We start from the raw sequence: 26,059 nt of genomic DNA, 5'->3' as shown, positions 1-26,059 counted from the left end.
AAGTAACGAAAATGAACCATGTTGAGATTGCTGTGCAGAAGGAGAGTGTCCCGACCTGCACAGAGTTATTTTTAGGTTTTTTAACATTAGGTTTAATTGGATTCGGTGGCGTGCTGCCTTTAGCCCGTAAAGTTATTGTAGAGCAAAGGCATTGGTTAAGCCCTGAAAAATTCACTGAGTTACTTGGTCTGTGTCAATTTTTACCGGGCGGCAATATTATTAATTTATCGGTTGCGATTGGCATGGAGTTTCGCGGTGTTCGTGGGGCAGTGAGCTCACTCATTGGTCTGATCCTTGCACCTACGATAATTGTTGTACTTTTACATTATGTTTATGAGCAGTTCCAAGATAATTTAATGGTTAAGCATCTTTTTGAAGGTTTAGCTGCTGCTGCGGCTGGGCTACTAGTTGCAACAGGTTTAAAAATGCTTAAGCCATTGTTACGTAATCCATTAGCGATTTGCGTAGTGGTTGCTGCAATTATCAGTATTGCTTTTCTAAAAATCTCTTTACTAGTGACTATGCTGATTTTGTTGGCATTTTACTCGGCAATCATTTGGAGACGTGTGTAATGGGTGCAGTTCTACTTACTTTAGCGATCATTTTTACTCAATTGTCTCTTATTGCATTTGGTGGTGGAAATACGATTTTGCCTGAGATGCAACGCCAAGTAGTTGATATTCATCACTGGATGACGGCACAAGAATTCAGTGCATTGTTCGCCATGGCCCAAGCTGCACCCGGTCCGAACATGATGATTGTACCGTTGGTGGGATGGCATGTAGCAGGGTTGTCAGGTCTACTTGTAACGTCTACCGCTAAATTTTTACCTTCATCTCTTATTACTGTATTTGTGATGAGAGGCTGGTCAAAATTTAAAGATAAAAAATGGAGACGTGTTTTACAGCTTGCTTTACAACCTGTCACTGTGGGAACTGTACTTGCTAGTGCTTGGATTATTTCTGAGGCAGCGGCAATAAATACGTTACTCATTATTATGGTAGTCATTGCGACTTTATTATCTTTAATTAAAAAGGTTCATCCTTTACATGTCTTGATTGCTGGGGCTGTATTTGGTGTGGTCTTACTCTAGTTTAACCAGTTTGCCGACCTGCGCTGGATGAGTTCAGGTTGGTTTTTTTTAATGAAGTAAATAATTGAATCTAAAAAACCGATCAAATATATAAAAACATACTGTTTTACCTATTTTATGTTTTCACGTACTATGCATCTATTGAAAGAATTTGGATGCATTGGAGAAAAAACAGATGTTAGATCAAAACATTAAAACTCAATTAAAAGCTTACTTAGAACGTCTAGAAAGTCCAATCGAATTAGTTGCTGCTTTAGATGAATCAGACAAAGCAGCTCAAATTAAAGAGTTGGTAAGTGAAATCGCTGAGCTTTCTGACAAGGTAACAGCCCGTTTTGACGGTAATAATACACGTCGTCCAAGCTTTGGTGTGGCTAAAGCAGGTGAACAGCCTCGTGTGTTCTTTGCAGGCTTACCAATGGGTCATGAGTTTACGTCTTTGATCTTGGCACTGTTGCAGGTCTCTGGCTATGCACCTAAAGTGTCGGATGAAGTTTTAAATCAAATTAAAGGTTTAAACCTTAAAGCAAACTTCGATGTGTTTGTATCCTTAAGTTGTCATAACTGTCCGGATGTAGTACAGGCACTTAACCTGATCGCGATTTACAACCCGAACACCACGGCAACCATGATTGATGGTTCATTCTTCCAAGACGAAGTGGAACAACGCAAAATCATGGCTGTACCGATGGTATTCCAAGACAACGAGCACATTGGTCAAGGTCGTATGACCCTTGAAGAGATTGTGGCAAAACTTGATACCAACTCAGCTGAAAAAGATGCAGCAGCACTCAATGCCAAAGATGCTTTTGATGTATTGGTGATTGGTGGTGGTCCTGCAGGTGCAACAGCTGCAATCTATGCTGCACGTAAAGGCATTAACACGGGTATCGTCGCTGAACGCTTTGGTGGTCAGGTCATGGACACCATGGATATTGAAAACTTCACTTCTGTGCAAAAGACTCAAGGTCCTAAGTTTGCTGCCGAGATGGAAGCACATGTCCGTGAATATGATGTCGATATCATGAACCTGCAACGTGTCAGCAAAATCACGGGTGCAAACCAAACTGAAAATGGCTTGGTTGAAGTTGAACTTGAAAACGGTGCAAAACTTGAATCGAAAACTGTGATCCTTTCTACAGGTGCACGTTGGAGAGAAATGAATGTACCGGGTGAGCAAGAATACCGTACCCGTGGTGTTGCCTACTGCCCACACTGTGATGGTCCATTGTTCAAAGGCAAACGTGTTGCGGTGATTGGTGGCGGTAACTCAGGTGTTGAAGCAGCAATTGACCTTGCAGGGATTGTTGAGCATGTCACTCTGGTTGAATTCGATACCAAACTTCGTGCAGACCAAGTCTTGCAAAACAAATTGCATAGCTTGCCAAACACAACGGTGATTATGAATGCCTTAAGTACCGAAGTATTAGGTGATGGTTCACAAGTGACTGGCCTTAAATATAAAGACCGTGCGACTGATGAAGAGCATGTAGTCGAGCTTGCAGGGATCTTTGTACAGATTGGTTTACTGCCAAACACTGACTTCTTGAAAGACAGTGAAGTTGAGTTAACCAACCGTGGCGAGATCATTGTGAATGACCGCAACGAAACCAATGTGCAAGGTGTATTTGCTGCAGGTGACTGTACGACTGTACCTTACAAGCAAATCATTATTGCTACAGGTGAAGGTGCTAAAGCATCGCTCTCTGCGTTTGATTACATCATCCGTTCTGGGCAGTAAAATTTAAGTCCAAAACGAAAGAGCCAAAGGATATCCTTTGGCTCTTTTTCTTTTTATGGTTTATATAAACCGTGTTCGACTAAATGCTCTCGTAAAATACGACGTAACTCTAATACAGCTTGTGGTGTCAGTTGAATTGAATGGCCACCTGGAAGAACCTTCTCAGACTTTGCTCCATCTAAGTGAGCACTTTTGTACGGAACGATGCCATCGGTAATCACATTAGGATCATCACTCTTGGTAATATTTCCCATTATTGAATGGAAAACTAATCCTTGGTGTGGGTTAATATTTTTAGTCAGCTCCATAAATTTAGATTGATGACTTAGATCACTTGGTCCATTTTGAATCAAACCATTATCAATATTACTCAAGAAATCTTTAACATCTAAATTTTCAGTTGTCAGTGAAGTCGCTACAGCTGACAAGAATGCACCGGGTAAACGAATAATTTTACGTGCTGCCAAGGTAAACCAACGATCTGCATAATCTGTACCTCGATGAGGAGAAGCCAAGAAAATTGCACGATCAAAATTATTGATTGAATGCATTTGCAATCGTTCAGTAACCATTGGATGTTTTTTAAAGCGGTTTTGCTGACGAATCGTCATCAAATCTAAGGCAGGTTTAGTAATATCTCCATCACTGACCAGTAAACGGCTGATAATACCTCCCATACTATGTCCAACAAGGACTGCATCATGCGCGGCAGGGTCACTTGGGTTTAATGAACCAAAAGCTTGTTTCAAGAGTGCATAAATCTGAAAACGACTTTCCAAAATTGGCATGTTGGTCGAATAGAAAACCTGCCAAACTTGGTAATTGTCTCTTAAAACCGTATCGCCCATAACATCATTGGTCAGTGCAATCCATGCCTCGGGGCTACTTGCTAAACCATGTACCAACACGATAATTTTTTTGTTCGGATTATACGGTTCAAGCATATATAAATGCGGCATAGTTAAATGCTGATCGCGGTCAATCAGAGTTAAATAAGCTGCAACCCCTAAATTGTTTTCGGCTAACCATAGGCCATAAGGTGCTGAAAAGTTAGCTGCTAGAGGATATTGTTTGCCTGCTACATTAATATTATCTGTTCGATATGGGTCATAAACTCGAATCACGAATTCTGGATTATTAATAATTTCTTCGACAGTGGTCGCGTGTTTGGGTTCAGCTACAATAGTCGCAGCTAAGTAGCGTGCATTATGAATATTTGGATTAACACCATTTTTATAATTATATTTAAGTGGGTCTAGGATATATTCATTAATATCTTCATTTCCTGAACTCGGAAAAACAGCCACAAATTCGGAGCCAAAACCATCGCGGCGGTTAATGGTTCTTAAGCCAGAAAAATTCAGGTTATAACTTGAAATTAATTTTTCTAGTTTTTGACCCGTTAATTGTTTATGAAATTCAAAATCGATTGAATAAATACTCTTACCAATATGAATTTGTGGTTCAACAACATTTTTCTTTGGATGTCTTAAGTCGTAAACACCGACCATTTTGGCGATTGCTTGATTATAGAAATCGCGAATTTGAACTTGTCTATTATCAAAAATACGGTCATTAGGCTTACGTTTTGTTGAAAATAGATAGGCATAGCTATAACGAATACTTTTATCTAATAGGCTCAATTGCTGGTCTAAGCAATCATCATATCTATTCAGAATATTCTTTTGTTCTTCTTCAGATTTATGTTTAGTAAATCTACTTACTTTACAGTCAGATGTATCTGATAAAGCCATTGCTTTTGCGAGATACATTTCGCTTGCTGCTGATAAGAACTGTTCATCTAAAATTTGAGGAAGGTTTTTGAGTTGATTTACACAGGTTTCAGGTGTATCTGTACAAACTTTAGCTTCCTGACCAGACATTGATAAAACATTCAGACTCGCTTCGCTAAGTTTATCTTGGGTAAGAATACTATTACGTTCATTTGCAATCGTTACATTCAAAGCTTGCTGTTTAACATTTACGACCTGACAACCACTCAGAATTGAACCGAGTAGTATGACCGTCAACAGTGTTTTGCTTCTTTTTATTGAAAACATTATGGTCAAAATATAGTGGCTCAATGGTAGGTAGATCATACAAATTTTAAAATATTTTTCAAATGATCAAATATAAAAAAGGGCTGTCAAAACAGCCCTTTTTTATAGAATTAAGCTTATTTTTTAGGTGCAGCAGGAGTAGTTGCTGACATTGCTGGGTTAGTTAAAACTTGCCATACGTTCCAACGACCTTGTTTTTCAATTTCTTGAATTAAACGGTCAGCAATTTCCGCTTCATCTGGATATTTAACTTTATAGTTCTTTAGCGTCTGGATCGCGTTTTTCTTTTGCTCCATTGCAATATAGTTATTTGCAGCAGCTAAATATGCTTCTTGAACATTACCTTTAATGGCTTTGTCTAAGTATGGAATCGCTTCACGTTGACCGCCACCTTCAGATAAACCAAAACCGAACCAGAAATTTGTTTCCGCATCATCTGGATTAATTTTTAAAAGTCTTTGAGCATATTCTAAAGATTTAGTGGTATGAACAGTACCTAAATCAAGGTTACGTGCAAGAACACTTGCTTTAAAAGCACGAATTAAAATATCAAATGATGCATTTGGATTTGCAGCAAGTGTATCAAGTTGTTGTGTTACTTCTTTAAGTTTACTTTCAAAGCCTTTACGTTCTTGACGGTCAGTAAAGCGAGGTGGGTAGTGACGTGCTTTACCTTCCACTAACTGTAAGAAGTCATCAATAGTAGTCACGTCAATTTCATTTTCACCGGCTAAAACTGCGTATTTCATTGAACGTTGTGAATTATTGACAGTCGGAACGATCAGTTTATTGACGTCGAGAGTAAGCTGTTTGGTTGGATCATCTTGACGATTAACGACCATTTTGGTTACAGGCTGTGCAGCAGCGTCTTTTAATGCAACTTCAAATGCCGGTGGCTGATCATAGTTAAAAGGGTTTAGCGCATAAAAAGGAGGAGTAAGCTCTGGTTCCTTGAAAACAAAAGGCTCAATTTTTTGTTCTTTTACGGGTGCCATTGTACAAGCGGTTAAACTTGAGGTCGCAAGGATTATATATGCCAAAGGCTTAAAATTCATAGGATCTTCCGTTCATTTTAGTAAAGTCAGATTTGGTACAGGTAAGTCTAGGAAAAGCTAAACAGACATGCAAGGGTAAGCGTGTTACATTATGAATCAAGAATATTACGTTTTTGATGTCTTATCTTGCGCACCGCATTCACGACGAACTTCTTCAATAATTTTCAGTTCTTCATCACTAAAAGGCTGTTCATCCTGACTTTCTTTTTTGAAGCTCGGGTCTAGCTCTGATAAACGTTGGCATAAATTATTCATACGCGTTTCATTATGCTGAATACGATCAAGTAAAACGCGCATACCCTCTAATATAGGGTCAGACTGATCAGCAGTTGTCGCATATGGAGCGAAACCAATACTTTGCGCATAATCACGGCGACGTTCTTCATCTTTATTCTTGTCAGGTGCATCTTTATAAATATAGCGAGCAGGGTTCCCTACAGCGGTCACGCCAGCAGGAACAGCTTTAGTCACCACAGCATTTGAACCGACTTTAGCGCCTTTACCTATTGTAAATGGACCTAAAATTTTTGCACCCGCACCAACAACAACGCCATCTTCTAAAGTTGGGTGGCGTTTACCTTTATTCCATGTTGTTCCACCTAGGGTCACACCATGATAAAGCGTAACATCATCACCAATTTCAGCAGTTTCACCAATCACAACACCCATACCGTGATCAATAAAAAAACGTTTACCGATTTTAGCGCCAGGATGAATTTCAATGCCTGTTGCAAAACGACTAAATGAAGAAAGAAGGCGAGCAGCACCTTTACAATCTTTTTGCCATAATTCATGAGCAACACGATGCATCATAATCGCATGAATGCCAGGATAGGTCGTGAGAACTTCGAGTGTATTGCGGGCAGCAGGATCTCGCGCAAATACAGCCTTTATATCTTCTTTCAGCTGTTTAAGCATTGGGTTGATCCTCCTTGTCAGATAATGCTTTTTTCCATTTACCACTGGTTAGGGCTTGTACACGACTAAAAATACCGCGAAGTAAATGATATTCCATACGATCTAATTGTATACGACCAAATAAACGACGCAAGCGTAAAGGTAACAAACGTGGATTATCTGGATCTAAAAATTCAATTTCGGTTAGCATTTTCTCTAGATGAGGATAAAACTCTTCCATTTGTTTTTGAGTCACCAATGGTTCATCCCATTGCATGCTTTGACCTTGGACTAATGGCATTTCATCTGCATCTTGATCCACGTTTTCTTGTTCCAGAGCTGACATGCGAAGCTCGTAACATACCACTTGAATTGCTTGCGCAACATTTAATACACCATAGTCAGGATTGACAGGAATTGTTAAATGATAATTTGCTAGGGCTAATTCTTCGTTAGTTAAACCACGATCTTCGCGGCCAAAAACAATCGCAATTTGCTGTCCCTGAGAGGTGGCTTTAATGGCTTCTTTGGCAGCAGGTCTTACGTCAAGTAAAGGCCAAGGAATGGTGCGGCTACGTGCACTTGTTCCAAACACTAAATGGCAATCTTTAATAGCATCTTCTAAAGTATCGACAATCTCAAGATGTTCAAATAAATCCTGAGCACCAGCAGCAAGCGCTTGTATGTCTGGGTGAGGATATGTTTTAGGTGCAACAAGAACTAATTTAATTAGCCCCATTGTTTTCATGGCACGTAAAGCACTGCCAATATTGGCAGGCAAGGTAGTGTTTACCATGACAATACGCACTTGTGCTAATTGTTTTGACACAGTGTTGTGATCAAACGAACTCATAAGATTTCCAGAAATTACGAATATTGAGAAACTTCGCTTTGGTATAAATCCAATGCATCGTCCATAGTCATGTCCGCGGGAGGGGAAGCAACGGTTTGCGGACGAGCAGGTTCTGCTGCTTTAGCTGCTTTCGACTTTACTTGATATTCAATATAAATATTATCTTTACCAAAATAATCTCTGAGTTTAGCAAGTAATTCATCGAGAGGAGCAACTTTCCATTGCGGACCAAGTTGAAGCTCGGCTTGAGCATAAGGTTGATCAATCAGGAGTTGTAAAGTGATATGTTGATGCATATCTACATTGCAAAATGGCAAGATTATGTTTTGTAAATCTTTTGCCAAAGTGGCTTGCATAAACTCTTCTGTTAATTTGATCTGAATGCTATTAGCACGTTTTTGTCGTATTTCATTTAAAGTAAAAGCCTTGGTTAAACGGCCCATTGGACGTTCAAAGCCTTCTCTTTCATAAATTTCGCCTTCAAAGACGACAACACGCTCAACTTGGATAATATCTTTAAAACGTTGGAAACGTTCATGGTTGCAACTTACTTCAATACGAGCTGTACCATCATCTAGTACAATAACTACGCGATTTGGAAAGTTTGCGACGTCAATGACTAAACCCGCATAGACTGTTGTAACACCACGACGTGTAGCCGTAATTTCATTAAGTTTTACCGGAATAAAAGCCTTAAGCTCTTGGCGGTAAACATCAATTGGGTGGCCCGTTAAATATAACCCAAGCGTGTCTTTTTCGCCTTTTAGACGAACCTCGTCACTCCACGGTTTAACAGGTTTAGCTGGCTTACGCTGAACTTCTTCAACCTCACCAAATAAATCCATAATACCGCTTTCACGGTTACTGCGCGCTTGTTCAGCAGCTTGAACAGCTTCAGGCAATTGTGCCATTAAGCTTGCACGTTCAATTCCCAAGCAATCGAGTGCACCTGCACGAATTAAAGCTTCAAGAGTACGCTTATTGATTTTCTTCAAATCAATACGATGGCAAAAATCGAATAAATCTGTATAAGGACCAAATTGTCGACGAGAGTCAATAACTGACTGCATCGCTTGTTCGCCGACACCTTTAATTGCACCTAAACCATATACAATAGTTTTATCATCGCTCGCATGGAAATGATAAGTCGACATATTGACTGATGGTGGTAAAACTTCTAGGCCATTATTTCGGCAGTCATCAATTAAAAATACAACACTGTCAGTGTTCTGCATTTCCGATGACATTACTGCTGCCATAAACTCAGCAGGATAATGTGCTTTTAACCAGGCAGTGTGGTAAGCAACGAGGGCATAAGCTGCGGCGTGAGATTTGTTGAAACCATAGCCTGCGAACTTTTCCATATAGTCAAAGATATGGTTGGCTGTACTTTCATCAATTCCTTTTTCAGCAGCACCTGCCAAGAAGATTTGGCGTTGCTTAACCATCTCCTCAGGTTTCTTTTTACCCATTGCACGACGTAGTAAATCCGCGCCACCGAGCGTATAACCCGCACAGATCTGTGCTGTCTGCATCACCTGTTCTTGGTAAACCATAATCCCGTAAGTTGGCTCTAATACACCTTCAAGAAGTGGGTGAAGATATTCAAAATCTCCACCATGCATACGGTGAATAAAGTCAGGAATAAGATCCATTGGACCAGGACGATACAATGATACGAATGCAATAATCTCTTCAAATTTACTTGGACGTGCTTCTTTGAGCATTCGTTTCATGCCGACGGATTCAAACTGGAATACCGCTGTTGTATTTGCATCGGCAAAGACAGAGTATGCTTTAGCATCATCAAGTGGAACATGCGAAATAATGAGCGGATCATTACTATCGCGATTTTTATTAATATTTTGAATTGCGTCTTCAATAACGGTTAAGTTACGTAAACCCAAGAAGTCGAATTTGACGAGACCAGCTGCTTCTACATCGTCTTTATCATATTGAGCAACACGGCTAGTTCCATCTTCATCACAAAGTACAGCCGAGAAATCGGTAATCTTACCGGGTGCAATAACAACACCACCGGCATGTTTACCAGTATTTCGGGTGATACCTTCTAGTTTTAATGCCATTTCCCAGATTTCACTCGCATCATCATTATCTGGGTTAGATGGGTTGGTAACGATATCTTTAAGCTGAGGTTCCATCTCGATAGCAGTGGCTAAGTCCACACCGAGTGGTTTCGTAGGCACCATTTTTGAGATACGGTCAGCTAAACCGTAAGACTTACCCAATACACGGGCAACGTCACGAATTGCACCTTTTGCCGCCATCGTACCGAAAGTTGCAATTTGCGACACGGCTTCACGGCCATAAGTACGGGAAACATAATCAATAACGCGGTCACGTCCGGCAATACAGAAGTCGACGTCAAAGTCGGGCATCGAAACACGTTCTGGGTTTAAGAAACGTTCGAAAAGTAGATCGTAACGAAGTGGATCAAGGTCAGTAATTTTTAAGCTATATGCAACGAGTGAACCCGCACCTGAACCACGACCAGGTCCTACAGGAACGCCATTATTTTTTGCCCACTGAATGAAGTCCATGACGATAAGGAAGTAACCCGGGAATCCCATTTTGAGGATAATACCAACTTCGTAATCAATTCGTTCATCGTAAGGCTTACGAATCTCCGGCCAGTCTTCGCCACGTTTTTCGAGAGGGTAGAGATAATCTAAACGTTCTTCTAGACCTATTTTTGACAAATGCTCAAAGTAGGTGTCGATGGTAAAGCCATCTGGAATTGGATAGTCAGGTAAAAAGTAGGTGCCTAGTTGTAAGCTAACATTACAGCGTTTTGCAATGTTATAGGTGTTTTCGATAGCACTTGGGATATCTGAAAACAACTCAATCATTTCATCGGAGGTTTTAAAATGTTGCTCAGGACTATATAAGCGTGGACGACGGTCATCTGCTAATACATAGCCATCAGCAATACAAACACGTGCTTCGTGGGCCTCAAAATCTTCCTTTTCTACAAAGTGCACATCATTATGCGCAACTACACCGACATTATATTGGGCAGCAAGTTTAGCGGCTTCTTGAATAAAGTCTTCTTCACCAGGACGATCGGTGCGTGTTAAAGCCAGATAAACACGGTTACCAAATTTTTCGATCCATGCTTCTAAAAGCGGAGCTGCTTTTTGAGGGTTAGATGAGCAAAGCATCTGACCCACATCACTATGTTGGCCGAGTAAAACAATAATATCTTGATGCTGTTCAAGTACCCATTCTTTTTTTACACATGGAATACTGAGTTGTTGACCTTCAATAAAACCGCGTGAAACGATTTCGGTAAGACTTTTCCAGCCTACATTACTCATTGCAAGTAAAGTTGCACGATGTTGAGCATCGTCAAGGCGAATTGTGCTACCTAAAAGCGGTTTAATTCCTTTTTTTAAACAAGAATTATAAAATTTTACTGCTGCATGAAGGTTTGATAGATCGGTTAATGCCAGCGCGGGCATTTGGTCCTTAACCGCAGCGTTGACCAAGTCAGGTATGCGAACTATCGACTCTGTAATCGAAAATTCTGTATAAATACCGAGATGAACAAACTGCATAAACCAATCCTTAATACGACTGCAGCATAGTTTAGCACGCAAAGTTAAAACGAAATGCTTAATATTTTGGCAAACTGTTAAGGATTTTATTATTTAAGAAGAATGATTTGAATATCTATTGTACAGATTTAATATAAAAGAGCTTATTTTAAGAAATAGAACCAACCCAAACTTTGTGTTTGGGCTGGTTGAAAAACTTAGTACTGCCAGAACATGCGCTGAATTTCTTTCGTGTCATTAGTCTTAGTAAGAGCTAAAGCTGCAAGAAGACGCGCTTTTTGAGGGTTTAAATCATGTGCAGCTACCCAACCATATTTAGAGTCAGGTTGTTCTGCATCACGTAATACGAAGCCTTGTGCGACACGTGATGAACGGATAATTTGAATACCGTTTTTGTCGTGAAGATTTTGTAAGGTTGGTACGATATATTTTGGTACAGAACCGTTACCAGTACCTGCATTAATGATCGCTTTAGCACCAGCTTTTGCATACGCTTCATATGCATCTGGAAGCATAGAGTCCGAACCATAAACGATCTGTACAGTTGGAAGTGCATCGCCTTTAATATTTTCAATATTAAATTCTGAAGCATTTGTATGGCGTTTTACAGATTGTCTGAACCAGTATGGTTTGCCTTCAACTAATGTACCTAAAGCGCCCCATTGGCTAACAAAAGCATTGGTATGAATGTTAATGCCTTTAGTTACATCACGTGCAGCAAAAATAGAGTCGTTCATAAGAACCATAACGCCTTTATTTTTTGCATCATCAGAAGCTGCTAAAGCAACTGCACTATAAAGGTTAAGTGGACCATCAGCTGAAAGAGCAGTTGAAGGACGCATTGAGCCAACAAGTACAATCGGTTTATCAGTATGAACAACCAAATTTAAGAAAAATGCTGTTTCTTCTAAAGTATCTGTACCGTGTGTAATTACGACACCATTAACAGATGGCTTTTTAACAAGCTCATTCACTTGACGAGCAATTTCTAATAATTCCTTGTCAGTAATACTCTCAGAAGCGATTTGTAATGCTTGAATACCAGTTACATTTGCCAAATCTTTGATTTGTGGAACTGCGTTAATTAGCGTATCAACAGGAACTTTTGCAGCAGTATAAGTTGCACTATTTGCCGAGCTTGCGCCAGCACCAGCGATAGTACCGCCAGTCGCAACTACAACAACATTATTTTTTGCATAAAGTGGGAGAGAGCAGGCTAATAAGCCCATCGCTAAACCTAAAGATTTAACAGTTTTAGTCAACATCGAAAATATCCTTATGAAGTGACGAAGTAAAAGTTTGTTGAATATGACTGCTTTTCCTAAGCAAAATACATACCATGTAAAACATATTCATAACTTGTTTGAATAAGAAGCATCCTTGAATAGCATTTTGTTTCATCAACAATTGCTTAGTCATTGCTTTTATTTAGCGCTAATAAATAACATGAATAAAATAAAAAATCTATTAAGTTTTTCTAATTTATCTTGATTTGTTTATTTTTTAATATAAATAAAGCAAATGATTTTTTTATCTGTATAAAATTAAAAAATAATAGATGTGTTTGAGTAATTTTTTGCCATTTGATATTTTTATCTTATTGATTTTTATTGTTATAATTTAATATTAAGATGGTTTTAAATTTTTCAGTATGAATTGAAAAATAATTCCATTAATTTAATATAATTTAATTTTTGTAAATTGAATTAAAATTTAATCACTTGGTATTTATTTTTAAAAATATAAAATTTGTTTGAATCATTTTTATTCTATTTTTAAGGTTTGATTTAAGAAAATTTAATAGCAGTTTAAAGTCATTATTTAATATAAAAATATAGGTGAATTTCTGCCAATAATTTTAAAATAAAAAAAGAGCAATTTTATAAGGTCATATAAAATTGCTCTTAAGTTGGGAGAGTGGGAGAAAAGAGAAACTTAAGCGGTCGTTTGTTCTTGAGTTGATTTAATTAATACTGGTTCTGGTAGTTCTTCAGTATCAACCACTTTATCGCCTTCAAGCTTGGCAACAACTGCGGTTGCAATACTGTTACCTACTACGTTTGTTGCGGTACGGCCCATATCAAGGAACTGATCGATACCGAGCAATAAAAGGATGCCAGCTTCAGGTAAGTGGAACATAGTGAGCGTCGCTGAAATAACTACAATAGAAGCTCGAGAAACACCTGCAATACCTTTACTTGTTACCATTAGAGTTAACAAAATTAAGATTTGTTGAGTGAAACTAAGGTCAATATTGTAGGCCTGAGCAATAAAGAGTACTGCAAACGTGGTGTACATCATTGAACCATCAAGGTTGAATGAATAACCTAAAGGTAATACAAAGCTCGTTACTTTTTTAGGCACGCCAAATTTATTTAGTGCATCCATTACTTTAGGGTAGGCTGATTCACTTGAAGCTGTAGCAAAAGCAAGCGTTACAGGTTCACGAATTAATTTACCTAAACGGAAAATATCTTTTTTAAGTACGATTGCACCTACGGAGAATAAGATGATCCACAGTAATAAAAGACCAAAGTAGAACTCCGCGATTAAAATGCCATAGTCAACAATCAAGCCTAAACCTTGTACTGTAATTGCTGAAGCGATTGCTGCAAATACTGCAACAGGTGCAAACATCATGACGTAATCAGTAATACGGAACATGATTTTGCTGAGTTCATCAGTCAAACGAATGATAACTGAATCTTTTTCTTTGCCTTGATTTACAAAAGCAAGGGCTGAGCCAAAGAAAATAGAGAAAACAAGGACTTGCAAAATATCGTTATTTGCCATTGCTTCGGCAATACTGCGTGGGAAAACATGGCTTAAAAATGATTGTAGAGTGAAGCCTGTAGTCGCTGGAGCAGAAGAGCTACTCAATTGTTGCGCAGTTGGTAATACTAAATCTAAAGCTGCACCTGGTTGGAAAAAGTTTGCCAGACCCATACCGATAGCAAGCGATACGAACGAAGCAGTAATAAACCAAGTCATTGATTTAAGGGTGATACTGCCGATCGATGTAGATTTCCCCATTGATACAATGCCTGAAACAATAGTGGCAAACACCAATGGAGCAATAATCATTTTGATAAGGCGTAAAAAGATATCTGTAGGTATGTTGAGATAAGAAGCGATTTGCTTCAATTGTTCACCCTCATTAAAGAAGTGGTGACAAATCCAACCTGTCAGTATGCCAAGTAAAATAGCAACAACAATATACTTGAGCAATTTCTTTTGCTTCATATGAACCTCTATCCATTTGATTCAATCATCCTTTGATGGGATTTGGATGATTGAAAGCTTTCCTTGTTAGTTCAGTTCGGTCGTTCTAACGATGTTATCTTCCAAGATCTGTATCTGTTTTAACCGAATCGAATATGGTGATGTTGTTATGGAGATGGATTGTTGCTCGATTTTGATGCGGTGTGAAATGCAAAAAAATATTGATCCATGCATTTTTTGCATAATATAGTTTGAGTAGATTTAAAAAAATCAAGTGATTTTAAACGTATGGTAAAAAATATATAAATCAAAAAATTAACTAATTTTAATAGTTGAAATAAGTGTAAATTTAATAAAAATTACTTAAATTTTAATTATTTATTCTGTGGAGATAAGGTTGTTGTGTGGTTGGGAGATTCTTCTTTTATAAAAATGAATAAAATAGAATTATAAAAAAGGCACCTATTTAGAGATGCCTTTTTTGTTATGCATTTTTTTAACGACGATTGGCTAAAAAACGACCTAGACGGGTAATAGCTTCACGTAATTCATTTTCAGCAGGTAAGAAAACCACGCGGAAATGATCAGGTGTTGGCCAGTTGAAGCCTGTACCTTGTACCAATAAAACTTTTTCTGCACGTAGCAAATCAAGCATTAACTTTTCATCATCTTCAATTGGGTAGATGTTCGGGTCAAGGCGCGGGAAACAGTACATTGCTCCATCTGGTTTTACACAACTTACACCTGGAATTTCATTAAGCATTTCCCAAGCAATATTACGCTGTTCATATAAACGGCCACCAGGACGGATCAAGTCATTAATTGATTGATAACCGCCTAGGGCAGTTTGAATCGCATATTGAGCTTGAACGTTTGCACATAGGCGCATTGACGCCAACATGTCTAATCCTTCAATATAGTCGGCAGCACGGCTTTTATCACCCGTAATTGCCATCCAACCTGAACGGAAGCCTGCAATACGATAAGCTTTTGATAAACCATTAAAAGATACACAAAGCTGGTCGCCCGCTAATGACGCTACTGAAACATGTTCAATACCGTCATAAATAATTTTGTCGTAAATTTCATCAGCAAATAAAATTAGATCGTATTTTTTTGCAATCGCTACAATCTGTTCAAGAATGTGGCGTGGATATACCGAACCCGTAGGATTGTTCGGGTTAATGATGACAATACCGCGAGTATTCGGAGTAATCTTGCTTTCAATATCAGCAATATCTGGATACCAGCTATTTTCTTCATCACATTTATAATGAATTGCTGTGCCGCCTGAAAGATTAACGGCTGCTGTCCAAAGCGGATAGTCCGGCATTGGAATAAGCATTTCGTCTCCGTCATCTAATAAGCCTTGCATAGCCATTACGATAAGCTCAGATACGCCATTACCAATATACACGTCATTGACATGCATATTGAGAATTCCTTTTTGCTGGTAATACTGACAAATTGCTTTGCGAGCAGGGAAGATACCTTTTGAGTCAACATAACCAATTGCGTTTGGTAAGTTTAAAGCAACATCATTAATAATTTCTTGTGGTGCTTCAAATCCAAAAGGAGCTGGGTTACCAATATTCAACTTGATAATCTTATGTCCTTGCTCTTCCATTTCATTGGCGGCTCGTAAAACTGGCCCACGGATGTCATAACAAACATGCTCAAGCTTCGATGATTTTTTGATTTCTCGAGTAGATGGCATGGAATGGAGGGTAGCAGTATTTTTAGACATAACGGGATTCACTTTTGCATATCGGTATAAATAACTTTTAAATGTTTTAACTGTTACCAAATTTAGATCATGTTGATCTTTCAATAGTTCAACAATTTTTTCATGGGTAAAACCCGATTGTTGATATTGTTTGATAATTGGTAGTAGTTGTTGGAAAACCACACTTTTTTTCTGAGACATGTTCTGTCCTATACAACCGTGCGCACTTAGAATAGCACTATGTTTGCTTGCTTTAAAGAAGATTAGTAATAAATTTGCTTACTTTTGATTTTGTGTTTTGCTTACTTTTTGCTTTTCGTTCTTTATATGTTTAAATTCCAACAAATTTTACGTTCAGAGACTAGTGTTTTTGTGATGAATGGCGTAAATATAAAACTCGATCATTAGAAATGTTTACTTCAGAATAAAGGTGTATGTCATGGGAAAAGTCAATAAAACAGACCGGGAATGGCAAAGAGAGTTATCACCAGAAGAGTATCGGATTACACGACAAAAAGGCACTGAACCTGCATTTACGGGGCAATACTGGAATACTAAGCAACATGGTACCTATGTTTGCCGTTGCTGCGGTGCGGAGTTATTCTCATCGGATACCAAATATGATAGCGGTTGCGGTTGGCCAAGTTTCTTCCGTCCGATCAATGGTGCTGTCATTGATGAACATGAAGATTTAACGCATGGTATGGTCAGAACTGAAATAGTTTGTCATGATTGCGAAGCTCATTTAGGGCATGTATTTGAAGATGGACCACAGCCGACTGGTTTGCGCTACTGTGTGAACTCGGCATCATTACAACTGAAAACAGAAGAAAAAAATGATGAGGAAACCTATCCATGAGTAATATTTATCAGTTTGAAGCTGAGCTGTTAGAGGGTGAAGTTAAGCAATTGGCTGATTACAAAGGTAAAGTTTTACTAATTGTAAACACCGCCAGTAAATGTGGTTTTACACCACAATTTGCTGGCCTCGAAAAACTTTATGAAAAATATAAAGATCAAGGATTAGAAGTTTTAGGTTTTCCCTGCAACCAGTTTGGTGGGCAAGATCCAGGAAGCAATAAAGAAATTGGTAGCTTCTGTCAGCGTAACTATGGGGTAAAATTTCCCATGTTTGCTAAAGTTGATGTAAAAGGTCCGGAAGCCCATGTAATTTTTAGATATTTAACACGTGAAGCTAAAGGTATTTTAGGTAGTAGTAGCATTAAATGGAACTTTACCAAATTTTTGGTAGGCAAAGATGGTACTGTTTTAAATCGCTATGCACCTACGACTAAGCCAGAAGCTTTAGAAGCTGATATTGAAAAAGCATTAGCGAGTTAATCGTTTAAATGAACGCTATTCCTCAAGCTTTTGAGTTTTGGCAAGATGGGCGAATGCCGTATGTTGAAACCAGAAGATCCTGTTTTAGCCGAACGTGTTATAAGTCTCATAGTCATCCAACGTTTTCTATCGGGGCTATAGACGAGGGGAATAGCGTTTTTCAAAGTACATTTGGTACACCGCAAAAGATTGATGCTGGTACTTTGGTGATCGTACCCGCACATATTGAGCATTCATGTAACCCTTTGCCAGATCAGGCTTGGAGCTACCAGATGCTACATTTGGACATAAGGTGGTTAAATCAGCTGTATTCAGAATTTCGAGAACATGGTCTCGATTTGCCTCTGCCTCAGCATAAGCCGCTCATAATAAAAGAAGAAACTTTATATCAGGCTTTTTCTGATATGAATGAAACTTTATTTGATCCTGAAAAATTAATTATTGAAAAAGAACAGTCGCTGATCTATTGCCTTACCCAGCTGTTACTCCCTCATTTCGTATTACAAGAAATACAAAAAACTGAATATTTGTATGAAGATTTTTTGGACTTAATTCATATTATTAAATCGTCAGAACGATTTATTTCTCTTGAAGAGCTTGCAGAACAGGTTGGTCTTAGTCGATATGCAATCATTCGTTTATTCAAGGCCAATGTTGGTTTAACTCCACATGCATTTCAAATTAATTTAAAGATTAATCAAGCCAGAGCTCAATTAAAGCAAGGGATTTCACTCGCAGAGCTAGCTGTCAATTTAGGCTTTAGTGATCAAAGCCATTTTCATAAAGCTTTTAAAGCACATACGGGAATTACTCCTCGACAGTTTCAACTTGCAGCCGCGCAATAATTTACAAGAAATTATTTTTCTCTATTTTTAAGCTACTCCATACAATTTTAAAGATGAAATCGTTATGGAAGTTTTTTTGGTTATCGCCTTTACTCACTTTTTAGCACTACTATCTCCAGGTCCAGATTTTTTTCTTATTTTGACCAGTCTTTTGCAAAAAGGAGCGCGTTATACCTATGGCGTTATTCTGGGAATTACTTTGGGTAATGCTGTTATCTTAATGGTGTGTATATTTGGATTTATGGTGCTTGGCAATTTAAGCACAACGATTCTTTTAGTACTTAAATGGCTGGGGGCTGGATATTTAGTTTATTTGAGTTTTCTTTGTTTTAGAGCCACTCAAGGAACAATCTTAAATATTACAGTTGCTGAAAATAGTTTGTTTGAACAAGAGTCTAGTTATAAGAGTAAAGTTAAAAGCTTAGCTTTGGGTTTGCAATCCAGTCTTCTTAATCCTAAAAATATTATGTTTTATAGTAGTTTAATGCTACTTATTCAACAGGAATTTAGCTTATTTCAAAAATTACTAATGAGTATATGGATGACAGGAGTAGTTTTTGGCTGGAATTTATTATTGGTTCGTTTATTGCGTCAAGAGCGGGTATTAGCACAGATTAAACGTTCTGCTAGAGGAATATATTATTGCTCTAGTCTGGCTTTCATTTTTTTCGCAGTGTTATTGGTTGTCTATAGTTAATATGCATTGCATAGCCTTCTAAATAATACTGAAGGCTATGCAATTTGCTGGGTTTAAAGAATCGCTTTTAAACGTTTAACAACTTCTTCACATTGTGCCAAATCTGCTACTAAAGCCATACGCACATGGTTGGCACCAGGATTACCTTGTTCGGTATCACGAGATAGGTAACGACCCGGTAAAACTTTAATGTGTGCTTTTTCCATCAGCATCTTGGCAAAAGTTTCATCATTATCGACTTTTAACCAGTAATAAAAACCGGCATCAGGTTTTTGTAATGGGAGGAGATGACCTAGCTCAGATTGGAATAAATCAAACTTTGCACGATATTGCTTACGGTTTTCTTCAACATGGTTTTCATCGTTCCACGCTGCGATTGAAGCAAGCTGGTGTTGTACTGGCATTGCAGCGCCGTGATAGGTGCGGTATTGCAAATATGGCTTTAACAGATCGGCATCACCCGCTACAAAACCTGAGCGCAAACCCGGTAAGTTTGAACGCTTTGAAAGTGAATGAAATACGATACAGTTTTTGTAGTCATCACGGCCAAGCTCAGCACAAACTTCTAATAGACCAGTAGGTGCTTGGTCAAACCAAAGCTCTGAATAGCATTCATCAGAAGCAATAACGAAATTATATTGATCAGATAAGGCAATTAGCTTTTTAAATTGTTCTTTGGAAAGCACAGTACCTGTTGGGTTACCCGGTGTACATACAAAAAGTAGGGCTGTCTTTTCCCAAACTTCTGCTGGTACTGCATCAAAATCACCTAAATAGCCATTTTCTTCCGTGCAATTAATGAAGTATGGCTTTGCACCTGCAAGTAAAGCTGCACCTTCATAAATTTGATAAAACGGGTTCGGCATCACCACATAAGGTGCATCTTCACGATTAATTAATGCCTGTACAAAAGAGAAAATGCCTTCACGTGTACCAGAGACGGGCAAGATGTGGTTTTCAGCGCTAATGCTGTTAAGTTTAAAGCGCTTAGTTAACCAATCTGCAATGCTTTGGCGAAGCTCAGGTAAGCCTTTGCTGTTTGGATAAGTTGATAAATGGTTAAAGTTATCAATAATAGCCTGTTTAACAAACTCTGGTGCTGGATGCTTAGGTTCGCCAATTGATAGAGGAATCAAGGGAAGGTTAGCAGGAGTAGTATCCTTAAAAAGTTGGTTTAACTTTTCAAATGGATACGGGTGTAATAACGACAAGCTAGAGTTCATTAAACAGTTACCAAGTAGTTGAGTTTCAGTGCTGACAAATTTGATTAGATGCTTCATCTAATGCAGCTTTCAGTTTTTCCGAGAAGAGTTTGACCTCTTCGTTATTCAGCGGTTTCCCATCTTTTTTGGTGACAAAGAAAATATCTTCGGCACGTTCACCTAAAGTTGCGATTCGAGCTGAATGGATGTCTAAACCTTGCATCATAAATAAACCACCCACACGTGCAAGTAGGCCGGGGTGATCGAGTGTTGAAATTTCGACCATATTTTGCTGTAAGGCTTCATTTAATGTTACGTCGACTGTATTTTCAATATCGAAATGACGTAATTGACGTGGAATACGACGTTGCATGAGTCCCGGATATTGGTCTGGTTGGCTAAGGGCTTTCACTAATGCATTTTTAACGGTTTCTTCACGTTCTGGGTCGGTAAGCAATGTACCGAAACGATCCAGTACTACATAGGTATCTAAGCTAAATGCTGTACTGGCCGTGATAATTTTTGCGTCCTGAACGTCTAAGTTCATTCGGTCTAAAACGGCAACGGTGGTAGCAAATAGGTTAGGTTGATCGCGAGTATAAATAAAGATTTGCACCGCATCTTGAGCTGCTTTACGGTGAGCACGCAAGAGGACTAATGGCTCTGGATTATCGCCATGTTTTAAAATTGCTTGTGTATGCCATGCAATTTCATCAGCTGATTCTTTAATGAAGTATTCATCACCAAGTTCTTGCCATACTTTTTCGACATCTGCTAATGCGAAGTTATTTACCAGTAATTCACTTGCTGCAAATTTGGTGTCTTCAATTAACATTTGGTAGTCAACAGGACGACCTAAACCTGTACGGATTACATCACGGGCATGCGTATAAAGCTGACGCATAAGCGATGCGCGCCATGTGTTCCAAAGTTTTGGATTTGTGGCGTTAATATCTGCAACTGTTAAGGTATATAGATAATCAAGATGCTCCATGTCGCCAAGTTTTTCTGCAAAATCTTTCACGACATCAGGATCAGAAATATCTTTTTTCTGAGCAGTCAAAGACATGAGCAAATGGTTTTGAATGAGCCATGCAATTAATTTACATTCACGCTCTGTAAAGCCATGTGCACGACCAAACTCAATCGCGTCTTCTGCACCTAGTTCGCTATGGTCACCACCGCGACCTTTTGCGATGTCATGGAATAAAGCAGCAATAAATACAATATCTTGACGAGCAAGACGTTGGAAAACTGAACTTACTACAGGGAATTCTTTGGCAAATTCAGGTTCTCTAAAACGATTTAAATTACGCAGCAATAATAATGTGTGAGCATCGACCGTATAGATATGGAACAGGTCATATTGCATAAGGCCCATAATTTGGCCAAAAGCAGGTATATAGTTTCCTAAAACCCCATAACGTTTCATCGCAACCAAGGTATCGTATAAACGATATGGTGAGCGAATAATCGACATAAATAGTGCTTGATGCTCTGGATTATCACGATAACTTTGGTTGATTCGTTTCGCAGCAAGAATAAGTAAGCGTAAAGTCCGAGCGCGAATCCCTTCAATATCTGGCCGATTAGCCAAAATATAGAACAATTCTAAAATTGCGCTTGGATGCTCGGCGAATATTTTATGATGTTGTACGGCAAGTTTATTATCGACAATTTTAAAGTGATCGTTAACGACTTCAATTTTGCGTTCATAGTTGGGTAAGCGAGGGGTAATCACTGACTCGCTAAAATACGCCAGCAACATTTCATTGAGTGTTGAAACTTGTTGCGCCGTACGGTAGTAACGTTTCATGAACTGCTCAACACCATAATTTACAGGTTGGCCTTCTTGACGAACATAACCAAATTTAGCGGCAATTTCCCTTTGATGGTCAAAGAGTAAACGGTTTTCATCACGTTTAGCTAAACGGTGCAAATGGTGACGAATTTCCCAAAGAAAACTTTCTGCTTCTTCTAAAACTGCCAATTCAAACTCTGAAATGAAACCTAAATGCACTAAGTCATAAATACGATTTACACGAAAGTGACGTTTGGCTATCCAGCCAATTTGATTAATGTCACGAATACCGCCCGGTGCATTTTTAATGTCAGGTTCTAAATTACTTTCAGTATTGTTGTGTTGATGGTAACGCTTGGCTTGTTCGGCCATTTTTGCGTCATAAAATGTTTTATCTGTCCATGTCTGCGAAACAATACGGCGAGGCCATTTCGCAAGCTGACTATTGCCAGTAATTAACCGCGCCTCAATTAAAGTTGTTGCAACGGTTAAATCGGTAGCGGCCTGTTCAACACAGCTTTGAATCGTGCGAACACTAATGCCGGGTTTGAAATTACCAACGTCCCATAAAGAGGAAATAAATGTAGAGATACGTTTTTCGTTTTCTTCGTTAATTTCATGCTCCGATAGGATCATGATATCGACGTCGGAATAGGGCAACATTTCACGGCGCCCATAACCACCTACAGCAAAAAGGCCCAGTTCTGTCTGATCGAGTTCAGCATGTTTCCATAAAAAGATCAGTGCTTCATCTACTAAATCTGAACGGGCTTTAATGATTTCGCGAATAGATTGCCCATTTTCATATGAATCTTGCAACTGCTTTTCTACATCCGTTCGCCATTGATTAATGGCTTTAATATCATGATGACTTGAGACATAGTTCAACAATGGCGATATATTGATCATGAAAATGGGTCTACCAATAAGTAAAAATTAAGAGTTTGTTTGAACGCTTACTTGATCAGCGGTTTCTTTCGCTAAAGTACGAGCAAGATCAGTATTTTCAGCACGAGCGGTTGCTACCCCCATACGACGACGTTTGAAACCTTCTGGTTTGCCAAACAGGCGTAAATCGGTGTCTGGGTGTGTTAAAGCTACATTGAGATTGCTATAACTTAAATTGCTGGCATCAACTCCAGCATAAATTACTGCACTTGCTGCAACACTGTGGCGTGCTGTGTTTACAGGTAAACCTAAAATTGCACGTGCATGCAGTTCAAATTCACTTTGAAATTGTGATGCTAAAGTTACGAGTCCTGTGTCGTGTGGACGAGGTGAAACTTCACTGAACCAAACCTTGTCACCTTTAATAAACAGTTCTACACCAAAAATACCACAGCCACCAAGTGCAGTTGTCACTTTATTCGCAATACGTTTTGCTTCTTCGAGTGCTGCCGCAGTCATTGGTTGAGGTTGCCAGCTTTCTACATAATCACCGGCATCTTGGCGGTGACCAATTGGGTCACAGTAATGAGTTTCAATTTCACCAGTTTCAGGGTTTTTAGCGCGAACGGTAAGTAATGTAATTTCAAAATCAAAATCAATTTGAGATTCAATAATGACCGTGCCTTGGTTAACACGGCCACCTTGCATTGCATATTCCCAAGCTGCATCGACTTCATCGAAACTTTTTACACGAGACTGTCCTTTACCAGAAGAAGACATGACCGGTTTTACAAAGTTTGGATAACCAATGTCATCGCAAGCAGCACGGAAGCTTTCGAGCGTATCAGCAAAGCGATACGCAGAAGTAGGTAGGCCAAGTTCTTCAGCCGCAAGACGGCGGATGCCTTCACGGTTCATGGTCAGGTTTACAGCTTTAGCCGAAGGGATGACAGCTGCTACTTTGCTCGCTTCAATTTCAAGTAAAACTTCTGTCGCAATTGCTTCAATTTCTGGAACAATTAAATTTGGTTTAATTTTCTCGATGAGTTGTTTTAATTGGGCAGGATCTGCCATGTTTAACACATAAGAAAAATGTGCAACTTGCATTGCTGGTGCGTGATCATAACGGTCGGCTGCATGTACTTCTACACCAAGGCGTTGTAAGGAAATTACAACTTCTTTGCCAAGCTCTCCTGAACCTAACAATAAAACTTTAAATGCAGAAGATTGAAGTGGGGTACCGAGTGTCACGCTCATGCGAATCATCCTGACAAAATTATTTTTTTAAGCATAGCAGAACTTATGGTGGAGTTAAGCCTTATCATGCATAAAAAAAGTAATTTTGTCGGACAATTAAAAAAGTGGTTTTTAGATATTAACCTGATAGTTTAAAAGCAATTCATCCGCATTTTTACCACGGATGCCCCAATTTTCTTTTGGTGTTTCAAAAATAGTAATTTCAATGTCTTGTGGAGAAATTCTGCATTGTTCTTGAATATTACGGAATAAGGTTTGAATAAGCTGCTTTTTAGTGGCTGGACTGCGGCCTGAAAACATTGAAAGTTCAATAATAATGTAATGCTGGCTTCTGTCAGAAGGGTAAATGAAATTTCCTGGTTTAAGGCTAATAAAACGTTGAAATCTTTTCTCAACAGGATATTTCAATTCTTCAATAAGCGCTTGATGGATTGCATGAGAAAGTAATTCTCGGTACTGCATAATGGTTTGTTCATTTGCATAAATTTTAACTTGTGACATTTTTATCTCTATTAAGTAGCTAAGGTTATCTTTTTAATCAATTCAAAAATTAAATTTTCCAAGCCAGAAGTTTCAATCTTAAACGCTTCTGGCTAGGTTTTATTTTATATAAGGAAGATGAGTTTATCTATTTATAAAGGTAAATAAGTATAGATCAGGCCATAAACAATTGCGGCAGTTAAAGTTGCCGGTACGATTTTCTTAAATTTAAAATAAAGACCTGCTAAAACTAAAAAACCGATAAGCATTGCGAAACTCTTATTGGGAGTTTCAAGGAGAGGTGGAAGAGTAGCAACTACAAGCATGGCACTAATTGCAGATATTCCAATACTTCCTAAGGCAATTTTGATCCAGATTGAGCCGCGTCTTTGTTGGTTGCCCTGTAGTTTTTGTATTACGAAAAAAGGTCCAAAGCGTGAAGCAAAATTGGCTATGCCTACAATAATGCCGACCAGAATAATTTCTAGGTTCATATTAAGCCTCAACCTCATCATGCTGTTTCAGCACATAATGTTTAAATAGACCAGCTAAAATGCCTGAAAAAATACCAATAAAGATAGCCGCTGATAAGTTAATCCAATAACATGCCAAAGCTGAAACTACTAACGATACAGCAACAACAAGGCTATGCTTTCGTTCGAATGCCGCTAATAAAAAACTTAAAAATAAAGCAGGTAATAAGAAGTCTAAAGCTGCTTGTAAAAACTTTGGTAAATGAGCAACTTGATCGGCGAATAATCCACCTAACAAAGAGCCACTTGCCCAAGCCATCCAACTAAATAAACTTAGGCCAAGCATCCAAGACTCGGACCATTGTTCTCTGCGCTGTGAAAGTTGGATCATTCCACTGGCAAAAACTTCATCCGTTAAGCCCCAAGCCCATATTGCCGTTTTCTTAAGATTTAATTTGTTTGGAATCAGGTTGTATAGAGCAGGTCCATAAAGGACATGGCGAATATCTAGTGCAATGACTGTTAATGCTGTTAGCCAAATGGATGAACCGCTAGCTAAAAGCGCAACAACCAAAAATTGGCTAGCGCCGGCATACATTGAACAAGATAGAAAAAAAGCTTCCCATGGTGTAAAACCAAACTGAGATGCAGAAACGCCAAAGGCAAAAGAAACGGGTAAATAGGTGAGTACGATAGCTTGGCTATCTTTGGCGCCTTGCCAAAAAGTTGCTGTTTGGGCAGGCATCAATTGTTGTTCGGACACAATACACCTTGGCAATAAACCAAATGATAAAAATACTTGAAAGATTGAGTATTGTAGCCGAATTTAATAGCATAGTGCCGAAATGTT

At 38.7% G+C, this 26,059-nt stretch carries 21 protein-coding genes; 7 read left to right on the top strand and 14 right to left on the bottom strand.

Going from position 1 to position 26,059, the window contains the following annotated elements; translation table 11 throughout:
- The first annotated feature begins 11 nt into the window (after positions 1-11).
- The 3 genes from KIP84_RS10190 (at position 12) to ahpF (ending at position 2,834) form a co-directional block, all read left to right on the top strand.
- Positions 12-572, top strand: a complete 561-nt coding sequence (locus tag KIP84_RS10190) for a chromate transporter (protein WP_005069729.1) — start codon at positions 12-14, stop codon at positions 570-572.
- Positions 572-1,093 carry a chromate transporter gene (locus tag KIP84_RS10185; RefSeq protein WP_000501457.1) on the top strand — a complete coding sequence of 174 codons (522 nt, stop codon included), beginning with the start codon at positions 572-574 and terminating at the stop codon, positions 1,091-1,093. The genes KIP84_RS10190 and KIP84_RS10185 overlap by 1 nt, the downstream gene beginning before the upstream one ends.
- Positions 1,094-1,268: 175 nt before the next feature.
- Positions 1,269-2,834, top strand: coding sequence for an alkyl hydroperoxide reductase subunit F (ahpF, locus tag KIP84_RS10180; RefSeq protein WP_032055535.1), 1,566 nt, complete (start codon positions 1,269-1,271; stop codon positions 2,832-2,834).
- Positions 2,835-2,887: 53 nt separating this feature from the next.
- Here ahpF and KIP84_RS10175 read toward each other — a convergent pair whose 3' ends face one another.
- The 8 genes from KIP84_RS10175 to KIP84_RS10140 all read right to left on the bottom strand — a co-directional run bounded on the left by KIP84_RS10175 (position 2,888) and on the right by KIP84_RS10140 (position 16,426).
- The gene (locus KIP84_RS10175) at positions 2,888-4,894 is read right to left on the bottom strand and encodes an alpha/beta fold hydrolase (RefSeq protein WP_101663585.1); all 2,007 of its coding nucleotides are present in this window, start codon (positions 4,892-4,894) and stop codon (positions 2,888-2,890) included.
- Between the two features lie 116 nt (positions 4,895-5,010).
- The gene (locus KIP84_RS10170; RefSeq protein WP_017399898.1) at positions 5,011-5,949 is read right to left on the bottom strand and encodes a hypothetical protein; all 939 of its coding nucleotides are present in this window, start codon (positions 5,947-5,949) and stop codon (positions 5,011-5,013) included.
- 105 nt (positions 5,950-6,054) lie between these two features.
- On the bottom strand, positions 6,055-6,867 hold the full coding sequence (gene cysE / locus KIP84_RS10165; RefSeq protein WP_017403186.1) for a serine O-acetyltransferase: 813 nt from the start codon (positions 6,865-6,867) through the stop codon (positions 6,055-6,057).
- Entirely contained in the window at positions 6,860-7,699 is an 840-nt protein-coding gene (locus KIP84_RS10160) for an RNA methyltransferase (protein WP_032006696.1), read from the bottom strand. Before KIP84_RS10160 ends, cysE begins: the two co-directional genes overlap by 8 nt.
- 14 nt (positions 7,700-7,713) lie before the next feature.
- The gene (gene dnaE / locus KIP84_RS10155; RefSeq protein WP_213688393.1) at positions 7,714-11,277 is read right to left on the bottom strand and encodes a DNA polymerase III subunit alpha; all 3,564 of its coding nucleotides are present in this window, start codon (positions 11,275-11,277) and stop codon (positions 7,714-7,716) included.
- 197 nt (positions 11,278-11,474) lie between these two features.
- Positions 11,475-12,542: a type II asparaginase gene (locus KIP84_RS10150; RefSeq protein ID WP_014206524.1), complete on the bottom strand. Its 1,068-nt coding sequence runs from the start codon at positions 12,540-12,542 to the stop codon at positions 11,475-11,477.
- 670 nt (positions 12,543-13,212) lie between these two features.
- Entirely contained in the window at positions 13,213-14,520 is a 1,308-nt protein-coding gene (locus tag KIP84_RS10145) for a dicarboxylate/amino acid:cation symporter (RefSeq protein WP_174724638.1), read from the bottom strand.
- 475 nt (positions 14,521-14,995) lie between these two features.
- Positions 14,996-16,426, bottom strand: a complete 1,431-nt coding sequence (locus KIP84_RS10140; RefSeq protein ID WP_005069706.1) for a pyridoxal phosphate-dependent aminotransferase — start codon at positions 16,424-16,426, stop codon at positions 14,996-14,998.
- 238 nt (positions 16,427-16,664) lie between these two features.
- Here KIP84_RS10140 and msrB point away from each other — a divergent pair, with 238 nt between their 5' ends.
- The 4 genes from msrB (at position 16,665) to KIP84_RS10120 (ending at position 19,108) form a co-directional block, all read left to right on the top strand.
- A complete protein-coding gene (msrB, locus tag KIP84_RS10135; RefSeq protein ID WP_002114184.1) occupies positions 16,665-17,084 on the top strand; it encodes a peptide-methionine (R)-S-oxide reductase MsrB in 420 nt (139 codons plus the stop codon).
- Entirely contained in the window at positions 17,081-17,566 is a 486-nt protein-coding gene (locus KIP84_RS10130; protein ID WP_213688392.1) for a glutathione peroxidase, read from the top strand. The genes msrB and KIP84_RS10130 overlap by 4 nt, the downstream gene beginning before the upstream one ends.
- 8 nt (positions 17,567-17,574) lie before the next feature.
- Positions 17,575-18,411: an AraC family transcriptional regulator gene (locus KIP84_RS10125; protein WP_213688391.1), complete on the top strand. Its 837-nt coding sequence runs from the start codon at positions 17,575-17,577 to the stop codon at positions 18,409-18,411.
- Positions 18,412-18,475: 64 nt separating this feature from the next.
- Positions 18,476-19,108 carry a LysE family translocator gene (locus KIP84_RS10120; RefSeq protein WP_199112372.1) on the top strand — a complete coding sequence of 211 codons (633 nt, stop codon included), beginning with the start codon at positions 18,476-18,478 and terminating at the stop codon, positions 19,106-19,108.
- A gap of 53 nt (positions 19,109-19,161) precedes the next feature.
- Here the strand turns inward: KIP84_RS10120 and dapC are convergent, their stop codons facing one another.
- The 6 genes from dapC to KIP84_RS10090 form a co-directional block, all read right to left on the bottom strand.
- Positions 19,162-20,331, bottom strand: a complete 1,170-nt coding sequence (gene dapC, locus KIP84_RS10115) for a succinyldiaminopimelate transaminase (protein ID WP_025469676.1) — start codon at positions 20,329-20,331, stop codon at positions 19,162-19,164.
- A gap of 25 nt (positions 20,332-20,356) precedes the next feature.
- On the bottom strand, positions 20,357-23,020 hold the full coding sequence (glnD, locus tag KIP84_RS10110) for a [protein-PII] uridylyltransferase (RefSeq protein ID WP_000608324.1): 2,664 nt from the start codon (positions 23,018-23,020) through the stop codon (positions 20,357-20,359).
- Between the two features lie 27 nt (positions 23,021-23,047).
- Entirely contained in the window at positions 23,048-24,265 is a 1,218-nt protein-coding gene (purT, locus tag KIP84_RS10105; RefSeq protein WP_213688390.1) for a formate-dependent phosphoribosylglycinamide formyltransferase, read from the bottom strand.
- A gap of 102 nt (positions 24,266-24,367) precedes the next feature.
- Positions 24,368-24,757, bottom strand: coding sequence for a tautomerase family protein (locus KIP84_RS10100; RefSeq protein WP_213688389.1), 390 nt, complete (start codon positions 24,755-24,757; stop codon positions 24,368-24,370).
- A gap of 131 nt (positions 24,758-24,888) precedes the next feature.
- Positions 24,889-25,230: an L-valine transporter subunit YgaH gene (ygaH, locus tag KIP84_RS10095; protein WP_001047275.1), complete on the bottom strand. Its 342-nt coding sequence runs from the start codon at positions 25,228-25,230 to the stop codon at positions 24,889-24,891.
- Position 25,231: 1 nt separating this feature from the next.
- Positions 25,232-25,954, bottom strand: coding sequence for an AzlC family ABC transporter permease (locus tag KIP84_RS10090; RefSeq protein ID WP_213689837.1), 723 nt, complete (start codon positions 25,952-25,954; stop codon positions 25,232-25,234).
- Positions 25,955-26,059 lie beyond the last annotated feature (105 nt).

It is taken from the genome of Acinetobacter sp. BHS4, assembly GCF_018454425.1.
In the GTDB taxonomy this organism is placed as follows: Bacteria; Pseudomonadota; Gammaproteobacteria; order Pseudomonadales; family Moraxellaceae; genus Acinetobacter; species Acinetobacter pittii.
This window is presented reverse-complemented; position numbering and strand designations above follow the sequence as displayed.